The sequence below is a fragment of the Mesorhizobium sp. WSM4989 genome (assembly GCF_029625795.1).
In the GTDB taxonomy this organism is placed as follows: domain Bacteria; phylum Pseudomonadota; class Alphaproteobacteria; order Rhizobiales; family Rhizobiaceae; genus Mesorhizobium.
The window spans coordinates 2,498,856-2,512,867 of sequence record NZ_JARTVN010000001.1 but is presented as its reverse complement, the minus strand read 5'-3'; the positions used below and the strand labels follow the sequence as shown (position 1 = coordinate 2,512,867).

Annotated in this window: 15 protein-coding genes; 4 read left to right on the top strand and 11 right to left on the bottom strand. The window is 64.1% G+C overall.

From position 1 onward, the window contains the following. Window positions 1-10: 10 nt before the first annotated feature. Entirely contained in the window at window positions 11-694 is a 684-nt protein-coding gene (locus tag P9217_RS12190; RefSeq protein ID WP_066998380.1) for a response regulator transcription factor, read from the top strand. Window positions 695-940: 246 nt separating this feature from the next. Continuing rightward, a complete protein-coding gene (locus P9217_RS12185) occupies window positions 941-1,399 on the top strand; it encodes a cyclic nucleotide-binding domain-containing protein (RefSeq protein WP_067322970.1) in 459 nt (152 codons plus the stop codon). Window positions 1,400-1,432: 33 nt separating this feature from the next. On the opposite strand, the gene P9217_RS12180 is transcribed toward P9217_RS12185, so the two are convergent. From P9217_RS12180 to tesB, 7 genes are all read right to left on the bottom strand, one after another. Then, window positions 1,433-2,233, bottom strand: coding sequence for an exodeoxyribonuclease III (locus P9217_RS12180; protein WP_067322968.1), 801 nt, complete (start codon window positions 2,231-2,233; stop codon window positions 1,433-1,435). 103 nt (window positions 2,234-2,336) lie between these two features. Beyond that, entirely contained in the window at window positions 2,337-3,005 is a 669-nt protein-coding gene (locus P9217_RS12175; protein ID WP_066998340.1) for an outer membrane lipoprotein carrier protein LolA, read from the bottom strand. A 143-nt stretch (window positions 3,006-3,148) separates the two neighbouring features. After that, window positions 3,149-5,809 (bottom strand): DNA translocase FtsK, encoded by a 2,661-nt coding sequence (locus P9217_RS12170; protein ID WP_278085928.1) that lies wholly within the window; start codon window positions 5,807-5,809, stop codon window positions 3,149-3,151. 212 nt (window positions 5,810-6,021) lie between these two features. Continuing rightward, window positions 6,022-6,297, bottom strand: a complete 276-nt coding sequence (locus P9217_RS12165) for a hypothetical protein (RefSeq protein ID WP_066998346.1) — start codon at window positions 6,295-6,297, stop codon at window positions 6,022-6,024. Between the two features lie 293 nt (window positions 6,298-6,590). Next, window positions 6,591-7,772 (bottom strand): ammonium transporter, encoded by a 1,182-nt coding sequence (locus P9217_RS12160; RefSeq protein WP_245322420.1) that lies wholly within the window; start codon window positions 7,770-7,772, stop codon window positions 6,591-6,593. 196 nt (window positions 7,773-7,968) lie between these two features. After that, complete coding sequence (locus P9217_RS12155; protein WP_278085929.1) at window positions 7,969-8,307, bottom strand: P-II family nitrogen regulator; 339 nt, start codon at window positions 8,305-8,307, stop codon at window positions 7,969-7,971. 248 nt (window positions 8,308-8,555) lie between these two features. Beyond that, on the bottom strand, window positions 8,556-9,419 hold the full coding sequence (tesB, locus tag P9217_RS12150; protein ID WP_278085930.1) for an acyl-CoA thioesterase II: 864 nt from the start codon (window positions 9,417-9,419) through the stop codon (window positions 8,556-8,558). A gap of 107 nt (window positions 9,420-9,526) precedes the next feature. On the opposite strand from tesB, the gene P9217_RS12145 reads away from it, so the two are divergent. Further along, window positions 9,527-10,789, top strand: coding sequence for a ubiquinone biosynthesis hydroxylase (locus P9217_RS12145; protein ID WP_095799647.1), 1,263 nt, complete (start codon window positions 9,527-9,529; stop codon window positions 10,787-10,789). A gap of 271 nt (window positions 10,790-11,060) precedes the next feature. Here the strand turns inward: P9217_RS12145 and P9217_RS12140 are convergent, their stop codons facing one another. The 3 genes from P9217_RS12140 to P9217_RS12130 form a co-directional block, all read right to left on the bottom strand. Next, window positions 11,061-11,591, bottom strand: coding sequence for a hypothetical protein (locus P9217_RS12140; RefSeq protein WP_095799646.1), 531 nt, complete (start codon window positions 11,589-11,591; stop codon window positions 11,061-11,063). Window positions 11,592-11,689: 98 nt separating this feature from the next. Then, window positions 11,690-12,046 carry a YciI family protein gene (locus tag P9217_RS12135; RefSeq protein ID WP_095782697.1) on the bottom strand — a complete coding sequence of 119 codons (357 nt, stop codon included), beginning with the start codon at window positions 12,044-12,046 and terminating at the stop codon, window positions 11,690-11,692. Window positions 12,047-12,048: 2 nt separating this feature from the next. Further along, window positions 12,049-12,267, bottom strand: coding sequence for a hypothetical protein (locus P9217_RS12130; RefSeq protein ID WP_095799644.1), 219 nt, complete (start codon window positions 12,265-12,267; stop codon window positions 12,049-12,051). Between the two features lie 205 nt (window positions 12,268-12,472). Between P9217_RS12130 and P9217_RS12125 the strand changes: the two genes are divergently transcribed. Next, a complete protein-coding gene (locus tag P9217_RS12125; protein ID WP_095779974.1) occupies window positions 12,473-12,898 on the top strand; it encodes an OsmC family protein in 426 nt (141 codons plus the stop codon). A 203-nt stretch (window positions 12,899-13,101) separates the two neighbouring features. On the opposite strand, the gene P9217_RS12120 is transcribed toward P9217_RS12125, so the two are convergent. Then, window positions 13,102-13,731, bottom strand: coding sequence for a DUF480 domain-containing protein (locus P9217_RS12120; protein WP_127241010.1), 630 nt, complete (start codon window positions 13,729-13,731; stop codon window positions 13,102-13,104). Window positions 13,732-14,012 lie beyond the last annotated feature (281 nt).

The following is a 14,012-nucleotide window of genomic DNA, read 5'->3' as shown; positions in this document are numbered from 1 at the left end:
CGGATTGATCATGACATCACGCACCATTCTGATCGTTGACGACGACGACGACCTGCGAGCCACCCTCGTCGAGCAACTGGCGCTTTACGAGGAATTCGACGTCCAGCAGGAAGCCACTGCCGCAAAAGGCGTCGCCACGGCGCGCGGCGGCCTTGTCGATCTGCTCATCATGGACGTCGGCCTGCCGGACATGGACGGTCGCGAGGCGGTGAAGATCCTGCGCAAGGGCGGCTATAAGGCCCCGATCATCATGCTGACCGGCCACGACACCGATTCCGACACCATTCTGGGGCTCGAGGCCGGCGCCAACGATTACGTCACCAAGCCTTTCCGCTTCGCGGTGCTCTTGGCGCGCATCCGTGCGCAGTTGCGCCAGCACGAGCAGAGCGAGGACGCCACCTTCTCGGTCGGCCCCTACACCTTCAAGCCCAGCCAGAAGCTTTTGATCGATCCGCGCGGCGCCAAGGTGCGGCTGACCGAAAAGGAAGCCTCGATCATCAAATATCTCTATCGCGCCGACCAGAAGGTGGTAACGCGCGACGTGCTCTTGGAAGAAGTGTGGGGTTACAATTCCGGCGTCACCACCCACACGCTGGAAACCCATGTCTACCGGCTGCGCCAGAAGATTGAGCGCGATCCTTCCAATGCCGAAATTCTTGTGACAGAAAGCGGCGGCTACAAGCTGGTTCCTTAAACATTTCATGATCTAGAGCGATTCCAGGAAAAGTGTGAAAGCGGTTTTCCGATCGGAATTGCGTCGAACCAAACAGATAGGCGGTCGGGCGGGATTGCCTCGGGTACGATCCTGATGCTGGAGGGTGATGGATCGGCTCGCTGCACGCATCGCACGATGCGTGATTGAAAGTTGGAGTGCGCGCTCCCGCAAGGAGACGGCGCTCCAAAGGAGGGACTGGACTGACCGCTCGGGGACACAGCTAGCATGGCGCTGGATGACGACATCCGCATCCTGTCCGCCGTGAAGCTTTTTCAGGGCTTCACGCAGGAACAGTTGCGCCTGCTGGCCTTCGGCGCCGAGACCACTTTTCTGCAGGCCGACCACAAGCTCTACCGCGAGGATGACGTGGCCGACTCGGCCTATATCGTCGTCAGCGGGCGCATAGTCCTCTATCGCGAGCAAGGCACCGGCGAACGCGTCCCGATCGGCACGGCAGGCCCCGGCGCCATGCTCAGCGAACTGGCCCTTATCGCCGACACCAACCGGCTGACCAGCGCCTCGGCCGCGATCGATTCGGAAGTTATCCGCTTGAGCCGAAAGATGTTTCGCCGCATCCTCGAGGAATATCCGGAGCTCGCGGTGCAGCTGCACGAGCGCATCCTGGAGGAATTCCAAGAGATGATCGCCCGCATCGAGGAGCTGGCGCCGCGGTTTACGGAATAGACGCGCCGCAGCGTCTCTGCCGATTGATAGCGCTCAATCCAATTCAAACTTAGCGATGACCGGCACATGGTCCGACGGCTTCTCCCAGCCGCGCGCCGCCTTGACAATCTCGTAACCGGCAAAGCTCGGCACCAGATTGGCGGACGACCAGATATGGTCGAGCCGCCGGCCGCGGTCCGATGCTTGCCAGTCCTTCGCGCGGTAGCTCCACCAGGTGTAGAGCTTTTGCTCGGCCGGCACGTTGAGCCGCATCAGGTCAACCCAGCCGCCGGCCCGCCGCATCGCCTCGAAGTTTTCGGTCTCGACCGGCGTGTGGCTGACGACGTTGAGCAATTGCTTGTGCGACCACACGTCATGCTCCTGCGGCGCGATGTTGAGGTCGCCCACCAGGATCGAGGCATCGTGCTCGCTCGCCGGCACGCTGTTCATCTCATAGACGAAATCGAGCTTGTGGCGGAATTTCCGGTTGATCTCCGGGTCGGGCTCATCGCCGCCGGCCGGAACGTAGAAATTGTGCAGCAGAATCGACCTGCCGCCGGCCTGGACCCTGACCGAGAGATGCCGGCTGTCGTCGATCTCGCAGAAACGCCGCTTCTCGACCAGCGCGATCGGCCGGCGCGCGACCGTCGCCACGCCGTGATAGCCTTTCTGGCCGTGGAACAGGATGTGCTGGTATCCGGCCTTGCGGAAAGCCTTTTCCGGAAACAGCTCGTCCGGGACCTTGGTTTCCTGCAGGCAGAGCACGTCCGGCGCGTGCTCCTTGAGCAGCCGCTCGACGATCGGCATGCGCAGACGCACCGAGTTGATGTTCCAGGTGGCTATGGTGAAGGGCATTCAGGCAGGTCCGGCAAAAGATCGCCGATCTACTGCCAGCCACGCGCCATAAAGACAAGCCGGCCCGCGCTGCAAGCCGGCCCTGCCCTGAATATGGGCGGACCTACCGCGTCTTGGTATTGAGCTCGCGGTTCGCCGTATAGTCGATGGCGAAGGTGCCGTCCGGAATGGAGACGCCTTCCTTGACGTTGAAGATCATCACCGTCGTGTCCTTGCCCTGCGCGTCGGTGATCGTCCACTGGCGCAGTTCATAGGTCTTCGGATCAAACATCATGGTGATCTTGGCGTTGCCGAACACCGACTTGTCGGAGAGTTGGATGGTGGTGAGGTCGTCTTCTTCCTTGACGGCCTTCACGCGCCCGCCGGAGAGATCGATCCGGTCGTCGAGCAAAAGCTTCAAGGGCGTCTTCGACAGCGGATAGAGGTCGGAGGTGTTCAGCTTCTTGTTGAGGATGACGACCGACTTGCCGTCCGAGATCACCCGGAAATTCGACGATCCGTCATAGTTGAAACGGATTTTGCCGGGACGTTCGAGGAAGAACTTGCCGCCGGTCTGCTCGCCCTTCGGGCCGAACTGCACGAATTCGCCGCTCATCGATTTGACCGAGGAAAAATGGTCGGCGATCTTTTGCGCCGCCGGCGGAACGGCGGCCTGAGCCAAGGCCAGAAGTTGGAAGCCCGGCACGACATTGATGGCGGCGGCGCCCGCAAGCACCAGGCCAAGGCCGAGCAGCTGTCGGCGGGTCGGAGCGAAATCTGTCTGGGTCTTCATGCCGGTCACTTCCTGTGATTTGCCTTGGTCGCAGTCTCTGGACCGCCAGTTGGGCCTAAGTTTGGCGGGTCGCACGGCGCTTGGTCGCATCAACGCGCCAGAGGGTTCAAAGTTGCCGGCCGCCTCCCGTGGACGTCGCCGCTCTAGAACTTATCGTCCTCGGTGGGAACGAGAATCTCGCGTTTGCCGGCGTGGTTGGCCGGGCCGACGATGCCTTCCTTCTCCATCTTTTCGATGATTGACGCCGCGCGGTTGTAGCCGATGCCCAGCCGGCGCTGGATGTAGCTGGTCGAGGCCTTGCCGTCGCGCAGCACCACGGCCACCGCCTGATCGTAGGGATCGTCGGAATCCTCGAAATTGCCGCCCCCACCGCCGCCGCCGGAACCGCCCCGGCCCGAGGCGCCGTCCTCATCGTCTTCCTCGTCATCCTCGGTGATGGCGTCGAGATACTCCGGCACGCCCTGCAGTTTGAGATGGCCGACGATGCGTTCGACCTCGTCGTCCGAGACGAAGGGACCGTGGACACGCTGGATGCGGCCGCCGCCCGCCATGTAGAGCATGTCGCCCATGCCGAGCAGCTGCTCGGCGCCCTGCTCGCCCAGGATCGTGCGGCTGTCGATCTTCGACGTCACCTGGAATGAGATGCGGGTGGGGAAGTTGGCTTTGATGGTGCCGGTTATGACGTCGACCGACGGGCGCTGCGTCGCCATGATGACGTGGATGCCGGCGGCGCGCGCCATCTGCGCCAGGCGCTGCACCGCGCCTTCGATGTCCTTGCCGGCCACCATCATCAGGTCGGCCATTTCGTCGATGATGACGACGATATAGGGCATCGGCTCGAGGTCGAGATCCTCCGTCTCGTAGATCGCCTCGCCGGTCTGGCGGTCGAAGCCGGTCTGCACTGTGCGCGAGATTTTCTCACCCTTCTTTTCGGCCTGGCTGACGCGTGCGTTGAAGCCGTCGATATTGCGCACGCCGACCTTGGACATCTTGCGGTAGCGGTCTTCCATCTCGCGCACCGTCCATTTCAGCGCCACCACGGCCTTCTTCGGATCGGTGACGACGGGCGTGAGCAGATGCGGGATGCCGTCATAGACCGAGAGCTCGAGCATCTTCGGATCGATCATGATCAGCCGGCATTCCTGCGGGGTGAGCCGGTAGAGCAGCGACAGGATCATGGTGTTGATGGCGACCGACTTGCCCGAGCCGGTGGTGCCGGCGACCAGCACATGCGGCATCTTGGCGATGTCGACGATGACCGCCTCGCCGTTGATGGTCTTGCCGAGCGCCAAGGCGAGCTTCGCCTTGGTGGTTTCGAAGTCGCGGCTCGCCATGATCTCGCGCAGATAGACCGTCTCGCGCTTGGCATTCGGCAGCTCGATGCCGATGGCGTTGCGGCCGGGCACGACGGCGACGCGGCAAGCGATCGCGCTCATCGAGCGGGCGATGTCGTCGGAAAGGCCGATGACGCGCGAGGATTTGATGCCGGGCGCAGGCTCCAGCTCATAGAGCGTGACGACCGGACCCGGGCGGACATGGATGATCTCGCCCTTGACGCCGAAATCCTCGAGCACGCCTTCGAGCAGCCTTGCGTTCTGCTCCAGCGCGTCCTTCGACAGGCTAGGGTCTTTCGCCACGTTCTTCGGTTCGGACAGGAAATGCAGCGACGGCATCTCGAACGTACCGGAGCTAATGAGCGAGGTCTGCGCCTCGCGCTGAACGCGTGCGCCTTGCACCGGACGCGGCGCAGGCGCCTCCACGCGCGTCGCCGCGTCCGAGCGGAAATTGCGCACATTGGCGCGGCGCTGGACCGGCTCTTCGTCGTCGAAGTCGTCGAGATCGGCCTCCTCGTCGTCGAAGACGTTGTCGTCCACGGGATCGACCGAAGCGCTGCGGTCGTTGACCATTGCGGCGAAGAATTCCGGCTCGACACGGGCGCGGCCGCCGGGGCTCATCCTGGATTCGGCGTACTCGGCCGATTCGACCCGTTCGGCGGCGCGGCGCCAGGCGCTGGCCCGCGGCTCCATCTGAGGCTCGAACTCGTCACGCTCCTGCCTGCGGCGCGCGGCACGCCGATGCATCCATGCACGGAACGACAGCCACCAATGGGTGATGGCGCCGAGCGCAAGAATGCCTTCGTCGCCCTCGTCTTCATCCTCATCGAAGAGCAGATCGTCCTGCTCGCGCGGTTCCGGCTCGGCGGCGCGCTCCATGACGGCAAAGCCGTTCTTGCGCGCGATCAGCGCCGAGCCATAGGCGAACAGCCAGAGCGCCGGCGTCGCGAGCACAACGGCGATGATGGTGGCGAAAAGGCCCTTCGGATAGCCGCCGACGGCGATGCCCGGGATCTTCAGCACCATATCGCCGAACACGCCGCCGAGACCGGTCGGCAGCGGCCAGGTGTTGGGCGGCGTCACGCAGCCGACGATCGCCGCGGCAAGCAGCGCGAAGCCGAACCAGGCAAGCCCGCGCTTGCCCAGCCTGTCGACGCCGCGGGCGGAGAAGAGCAGAAAACCCCAGATCACCGCCGGCACCAGCCCAGCGACGGCGGCAAGGCCGAAGAACTGCATGGCAAGGTCGGAACACACCGCGCCCGCATAGCCCATGGCGTTGGTGACGAGGTTGTTGGTGGCGTGCGAGAAGCTTGGATCGGCGACGTTCCAGGTAGCGAGGCTGGCGACGCCGAAAGCGGTGAACACGAACATCCCGGCGCCGACCAGGCGCCCAACCTGCCGCCGCGCGAACGCCCGGATGCCGTGTCCCGTATCGGTCAGCGCGAGCGGTGCTGAAGCGCCTGAACGCATGCCTCTTCCCCGTGTGTCGATGCCTGGCCGGATGCGTGACGCATGCCGGGAGATTCGTCTCCCAGACTATCGGCGGGAAGGTTAAGGGCGCATTAACCATGGCCTTTTACCGAGATGCTCCCCGGAAAGGAGATGGCGGGCCCATGAAGCCCGCCATCTCTCATTGGCAAAGATGAAACGGTCAGGCCCGTAAGGACCCGACCTGCCGCAAATCACTTATGGCCGGCGTACTGCATCAGGTTGGCGCAGAATTCGGCATGCGGCTTGCTCATCGCCGCGTCCTGGCACTCCTTCATCATCGCGTCCTGCTTGTCTTTTGCCGTCGTCGCCCAGGCGGCCTTGAAATCGGCCTCGGACTTCATGGTCTTCATGCTGGAATCGGTGAAGAACGGGGCCATATTGTCAGGCGAGTCGAGCGCGCCAGCAAGTGCAACACCGCTGACCATCGACAGAGCCATTGCTCCCAGGAAGATGTTCTTGCAGTTCATTGGTCGGTTCCTTCCCTGATGTTTGGCGACACCACGATGGCGCTCGCAATCCCAGTACGGAACCGGAAGGGCGGACGTTTCACACATTCGCGATCAAGTGAATGTGATCGAAACGCTCCATGCTCATATCCCAGAAAAAAGGAGGCCCGGAAGATCTTCCGGGCCTCAAGGCGTGAGCCCCTTTCGAGAGCATCACGACGGGATCTTGGGAGTAAATCGGGAAAGCCGCGCCGCGGCTTTCCTTGATATCCGGACCGGCGGGAGGAGTATCCGCCGGTCATTGGCAGGGTCCCTTACGGCACGACTTCGCCGTGCTGGGTGACGTCGAGACCCTCGACCTCTTCCTGGGTGCTCGGACGCAGGCCGACCAGCGCCTTGACGATGTAGAGGATCACCAAGGTGGCGACCGCCGTCCATACGATGGTGACAGCGACGCCGTATGCCTGCTTGGCGAGCGAGGCGCCCGACGACAGGCTGTTGATCGCCGGATCGGCGAGCACACCGGTCAGCAGTGCGCCGACGATGCCGCCGACGCCGTGGACGCCGAAGGCGTCGAGTGAATCGTCATAGCCCATGGCGTGCTTGAGCTTGACCGCCGACAGGTAGCAGACGACGCCGGCGATGATGCCGACGAAGAAGGCGCCGGTCGGGTTGACGAAGCCGGAAGCAGGCGTCACCGCGACAAGGCCCGCGACGGCGCCCGAGATGATGCCGAGCACCGAAGGCTTCTTGGCGACGATCCATTCGGCGAACATCCAGGCCAGCGCCGCCGCTGCGGTGGCGACCTGCGTGTTCAACATCGCAGCGCCGGCGAGGCCGTCGGCGGCCAGTTCCGAACCGGCGTTGAAGCCGAACCAGCCGACCCACAGCAGCGAGGCGCCGATCACCGAATAGACCAGGTTGTGCGGCGCCATGTTGGTGGTGCCGTAGCCCTCGCGCTTGCCGAGAACGAGCGCGCAGACCAGGCCCGCGACACCGGCATTGATATGGACGACCGTGCCGCCGGCGAAATCGAGCACCCCGGCGGTGGCGAGGAAGCCGCCGCCCCATACCCAGTGCGCGACCGGCGCGTAGACGACCAGCAGCCACAGCGCCATGAAGATGAGCAGCGCCGAGAACTTCAAGCGTTCGGCGAAGGCGCCGGCGATCAGCGCCGGGGTGATGATGGCGAAGGTCATCTGGAACATCGAGAAGACGAATTCAGGGATGTTCGCCACACCGGGCGCCCACAGCGAGGAAGTGGTGATGCCGTGGTGGAAGAATTTCGAGGCACCGCCGATAAACTTGTTCATGCCGCCGCCGTCGGAGAAGGCCAGCGAGTAGCCGAACATGAACCACAGCACCGTCACCAGGCAGGTGATGGCGAAGCTCTGCATGATGGTGGCGAGCACGTTCTTCTTGCGCACCATGCCGCCGTAAAACAGCGCCAGGCCCGGGATGGTCATCATCAGCACCAACGCCGTCGAGGTCAGCATCCAGGCGGTGTTGCCGGTGTCGAGCGCGGGTGCCGGGGCGGCCGGCGCTGCGGCCGTGGCTGCCGGAGCGGCCTCCTGCGCGAAGGCGGCGGCGGTGCTGAACGCTACGAGAGCGAGCGCAGCGGCCGCGCGTCCCGTCGTCTTCAAGGGGGAAGGAATATTCATTGAACTCTCCGTTGGAATAGCTGGTCGCCGCTCAGAGCGCGTCGGTGTCTGTTTCGCTGGTGCGGATGCGCACCGCCTGGTCGATGCCGAAGACGAAGATCTTGCCGTCGCCGATCTGGCCGGTCTTGGCGGCGGAGCTGATGGCTTCGACGGCCTTGTCGACCATGTCGGCGCCGACGGCGACCTCGATCTTGATTTTGGGCAGGAAGCTGACCGCGTATTCGGCGCCGCGATAGATTTCCGTATGTCCCTTCTGACGCCCGTAGCCTTTGACTTCGGTGACGGTCAGGCCCTGGATGCCGACGGCGGTGAGCGCTTCGCGCACCTCGTCGAGCTTGAACGGCTTGATGATTGCCATCACGATTTTCATAAGGTTTCACCCTTTGCTGTTGCGGTCCCCCGCGTTTGCACACCTTCACCGATCCTGAGGAGAGCCGGAGAGTGCAGGACAGGATTCAAGCTCCGTGCCAATTGCCGAAGCAGGGCATTAACCTGTTGTAAACAAACGGGATCCGCAGCCCTTGCTCAACAAACGGGCGCAGTGCCGCAATGGCTCATGATTAAAAAACGGGCAAAATTTGGAAAATGCCTGCTTTCTAGGCTTGCCTCGAAGCCGGCTCAGCGTTTCAGCCGGATGAGGCCTTCCTGCGCGACCGAGGCGATCAGCGTTCCGTCGCGCGCGAACAGCGATCCGCGGGTGAAACCGCGCGAGCCTTGCGTGGAGGGGCTGTCCTGCGTGTAGAGGATCCAGTCGTCCAGCGAATAACTGCGGTGGAACCACATGGCATGGTCGAGGCTGGCCGCCTGGATGTCGCGATCGAAGATGGCGCGGCCATGCGCGAAGGTTGAGGTGTCGAGCAGCGTCATGTCGGAGAGATAGGCAAGCACCGCCGCCTGCGTGGCGCGGTCTTCCGGCACCGGGCCCGTGGTGCGGATCCAGATATTCTGCTCCGGCTCCAGCTTTTCGCGGCTGGTATAGTGCTTGAGCATTACCGGCTTCATCTCGATCGGCCGGTCGCGCTCCCAGTAGCGTTTGATGCCTTCCGGCACCGCCTCGCCGAACTTGCCGAGCAGCTCGCGCTGCGACAGAAGCGTGTCGGGCGCCGGCACGTTGCGTGGCATCGGCAGCTGATGCTCCAGCCCGACCTCGTCCTGCTGGAACGAGGCTTCCAGCGAGAAGATCGCCTGCCCATGCTGGATCGCCACCACCCGGCGCGTGGTGAAAGAGCCGCCGTCGCGGATGCGGTCGACCTCATAGACGATCGGAACCTTGGTGTCGCCGGGCCGCATGAAATAGCCGTGCAGCGAATGCACATGGCGCCCCGGCTCGACAGTACGCTGGGCGGCGACCAGCGCCTGAGCGATCGTCTGGCCGCCGAACACGCGCTGCCAGTCGAGCTTGGGGCTGCGACCACGATACAGGTTGTGTTCGAGCTGCTCGAGGTCGAGAATGTCGAGAAGCTCGTCCATGGCCGCCGTCATGTTCCACCTCCCTTGAAGATGTGTCATGGCGGGTTTCGGACAGGAGAGCCGGGCAGTCAAGCTGCAACGGCCGCCGCGGTGGCCGTAGGTCGCGAAAGGAAAGTGCCATGGTCGACCGCAAGGCGGATGCAGCGGACAAAAGCTCGGTGGACGTGCTGGTGGCGGGCGCCGGCTATGTCGGCCTTGCCGCGGCCGTGTCGCTGAAGCAGGCGCGACCGAGCCTTGCCGTCGCCATTGTCGATGCCGCGCCTGCCGGCGTCTGGCAGAAGGACGGCCGCGCCTCGGCGATCGCCGCAGCAGCCTGCCGCATGCTGGAGCAGCTCGGCGTCTGGGACGAGATCGCGCCCGAGGCGCAGGCGATCACCGAGATGATCATCACCGATTCGCGTGCCGCCGATCCGGTGCGGCCGGTGTTTTTGACCTTCGACGGCGAGGTGGCGCCCGGCGAACCCTTCGCCCATATGGTGGCCAACCGGGTCCTAAACGGCGCGCTGCGCCGCCGCGCCGAAAAACTCGGCATCGACGTCATCGAAGGCATGGCCGTCAGCGCCTTCGACACGAACGGCGCCGGCATCACCGTGCATCTGGCCGACGGCGCCGCGCTTAAGGCCTGCCTGCTCGTCGCCGCTGACGGCGTCAATTCGAAGCTGCGCGACATGGCCGGCATCAAGACGGTGAAATGGGAATACGGCCAGTCCGGTATCGTCTGCACGGTCGCGCATGAGCGCCCGCACAATGGCCGCGCCGAGGAACATTTTTTGCCCGCCGGCCCCTTCGCCACCTTGCCGCTGAAGCCTGAGGAGGACGGCACCAATCGCTCCTCGATCGTCTGGGTGGAGCGCACGGAAGACGCGCAGAAGCTGGTCGAGGGCGACGAATTCGTCTTCGAGCATGAGCTGGAGCAGCGCTTTGGGCTGAAGCTCGGCGAGATCCGCGTCGCCGACAAGCCGCGCGCCTGGCCGCTCGGCCTGATCCTTGCGCGCGCCTTCGTCGCACCGCGCATCGCGCTCGCCGGCGATGCGGCGCACGGCATCCATCCGATCGCCGGTCAGGGCCTCAATCTCGGCTTCAAGGATGTCGCAGCACTTGCCGAAGTGGTGGTCGAGGCCGACCGGCTCGGCCAGGATATCGGCGCGCTCGACGTGCTCGAGCGCTACCAGCAATGGCGCCGCTTCGACACGCTGCAGATGGGCGTCACCACCGACGTGCTGAACCGCCTGTTTTCCAACGACATCGGCCCGCTGCGCGCCGTGCGCGACCTCGGCCTCGGCCTCGTCGAGCGCATGCCGAAGCTCAAGGACTTCTTCATCCGTCAGGCGTCTGGCCTGTCAGGCGACACGCCGCGGCTATTGAAGGGCGAAGCGATCTAGCGCCTAGCAATTGGCCGGTGCCTACGCGACGTCGTCATCCACGGGCGGAGCGGGAGCGAAGCGGACGCCAAGACCCGAGGATCCATGCGGTGACCTTGGTCGAAGAATGCCGCCGAGCAGAATTCTGCACCGCTGCAACGCTTATAGGTAACGGAATGGATTCTATGGTCTGCGCCGCGTCGCTTCGCTCCTTGCTCCGCCATAGAATGACGATGCGAGAAGCGTTTCGGCCAATCACGAAGGTAGGCGATCCGGCCGCCACTGCTTCAGCTTAATTGACCTCAAAACCCAGCTTCTGCCGCAGCCTCACCATCCGCTGATCGGCGATGCGCAGGCGGTGCTCGCCGCCCTGTGCCACCCGGTTCAGCATGCTGAGCAGATCGTCCCGTTCGTGCGGCTCGAGGCGCTCGCGCAGGAACGGCGCCAGCTTGTCGATGACGATCGTGGTGTCGTCGACCTGCGCGGCCGCCCATTTGGCGTAGACGACGGCCTCGTCGGTTTTCTTAGGGTTGTCGGCAATCTGCGCGATCACCTCACGGATGACGGCTTCGCGCTGCGGCAGGATCGGGCCATGTTCCGAAACGATCGCGGTGATCAGCGTCGCGGCGGCCACGACCGGATCGTCGATCGCCGTCAGCGGCGAAAGTGCCGCCTGTTTGCGCAGCTTCTTGCGGCGGATATTGCCCTGCACGCGGCCGATAACGTCGGCGACCTCGCTGGCCGCCTCGTTCATCGCCTTCAGCCGGTACCACCAGATGGCCGCCACGCCGAGCAGGCCAAGCATAGCGAGCAGAAAAGGCATGCCGAATTCCCCCGAAACCGCGGCAACGATAGAAGAAGTACAGCATCGCTTCAACTCGCGACAATTGCGGCGATGAACAAACCGCTAATAGCTCCGGGTCATGACCCCGGTATGTCGTAGACAGCCCTGACCTCGACGGTGCCGAGCTCGGCCAGCGGAATGCCGTCTGCGATCGCCATCGCCTCGTCAAGATCCGCGGCCTCGACCATGACGAAGCCGAGCAGCTGTTCTTTCGTCTCGGCGAACGGCCCGTCGGTAACCAGCCGCTTGCCCTTGCGACGCCTGAGCGACTTCGACATCTTCACCGGCTGCAGCGCCTGCGCGATGATCAGCTTGCCTTGTCGATCGAGTTCCCTGTCATAGGCGAGCGAATCGGCGTCGAGCTTGGCGGATCGTTCCGGCGTGAGCGCGAAGAGGTCCTTTTCCTCGCCGTAGACCAGCAGGACATATTTCATTGTCAGTTCCCTTCCTGCGATGAACCATAGGAGGCGACCGCGATGCTGTCAGCCTTGCTTCTGGCCGCCGCATGATCGAGCAGGCATGCCGCAATCCCGATTATGGCCACGGCCGCCGCCAGCCGGCCGAGGCCGAAGGCCGGGGGATCCAGCCAGAACTCTTCCGGTCGCTGCACCCTTCCGCCGGGGCGCCTCCAAAGTCCGAAAAACAGATTGTCCATCTTCAACCTCCTTCGGCCCCGAACTTCGTGGCCGCCCCCAGGACGGTCCGGCCGCCGGGAAGTCGACATTCTGCACGCGCTTTTTTTGAGAATTTTTTCGCGGGCGTCGACCCAATCGCGCCATGGTCTTCCGGCGCGCTCGCGCTATAGTTCAGCGGAACGCCGGCGCCCGCCGGCGCGAACCCCGACAAGCCAGGAGGACTTCATGGACCGCACCGCAAACGCCGTCTGGAAAGGCAATCTTAAAGAGGGCAAGGGCACGCTGGAGACGCAGAGCGGGACTCTGAAGGGCATACCCTATTCCTTCAAGGCGCGCTTCGAGGATGAGAGCGGCAAATCCGGCACCAATCCGGAAGAGCTGATCGCCGCCGCCCATGCCGGATGCTACGCCATGCAGCTGTCGCATTTCCTCGCCGAGAACGGCACCCCGGCCACCGCGCTCGACTCCAAGGCTGTTGTGACACTGGTGCCCGGCACCGGCATAACCGGCAGCGCCATCACCCTGGTCGGCAAGGTCCCGGGCATCGATGCGGCAAAGTTCCAGGAACTGGCCGAGAAGGCCAAGGCCGAGTGCCCGGTCTCAAAGGCGCTCGGCGCCATCAAGGTCTCGCTCGACGCCAGGCTGGGCTGACGTAGACTGCGCGGGGCAGGGATCAGTCGCGCCCCTCTCTGCCCTGCCGGACATCTCCCCCACGAGGGGGAAGATCGGATATTCGCGCCGGCTTTCGCCAATCACCGACGCCGCGGGCGAGGCGCTGGAACTGCCAATCTCCCCCCTCGTGGGGGAGATGTCCGGCAGGACAGAGGGGGGCGCTCTCCCGCCATCATCTCACGCTAGCCGCCCAGCGCCTCGATTTTGGCACGCAACGCGCCGACCTCTTCCTCGAGCGCCCGCACCCGCGCTTCGAGATCGGAAGCGTCGGAGGACGCCGGCGGTTGCCATGGCGCTGCCGCCGCTGATACTTCCACCGGACCGCTGAGCAGATGCACATAGCGCTCCTCGCGCTGCCCGGGCGCACGTTCGAGCAGCAGAATGAGCGGCGGACGGCGGCCGATCATCAGGTCGAGATTGTCGCGAAGCTCTTCGATCGACCCGAAGCGCGCCATGCGCTCGGAACGGGCGAGCAGCTCATGCGCCGTCTGCGCGCCGCGCAGGAGCAGCAGACCGACGATCGCGATCTGCGGCGTGGTCAGCGAAAAGCGCTGCGCCATCAGATGTTCGTAGCGCTCGACCCGCGAAGCAAAAGCCTGGCGCACCAGACCCTTCTGTTCGAGCGAGCTGAGCGCGCGCCTAACGTCGGTCAGCTCCAGCGCCATCACCGGCTCGCGCGCCGTCTTCTGGTTGGCCGCGGCATGCGCACCGTTCAGCGTCAGCGGATAGACGTCCGGCGTCAGCTCCTTCTTCTCGATCAGCGAGCCGAGCACGCGGGCTTCGACGGAAGAGAGGACGGGGAGATCGGTCATTGGGTTTGGCTTTTCGATAAGGTCGGTTCTCCGGGTACCGATTTTGACAGAAATCGGATCGCCGCGACAAGGCAGAACCTTCGGAACGTCGGCGGGACAGCGCCCCCCTCTGTCCTGCCGGACATCTCCCCCACTTGGGGGGAGATCAGCAGCTTCGCCGACGGCGCTCATCCTTCAACGTTGGCGATTGGCGAAAGCCGCGATGACAGCCAATCTCCCCACCCGTGAGGGAGATGGCCGGCAGGCCAGAGGGGGGCGCGAAGAATCGCTGCGTACGAACT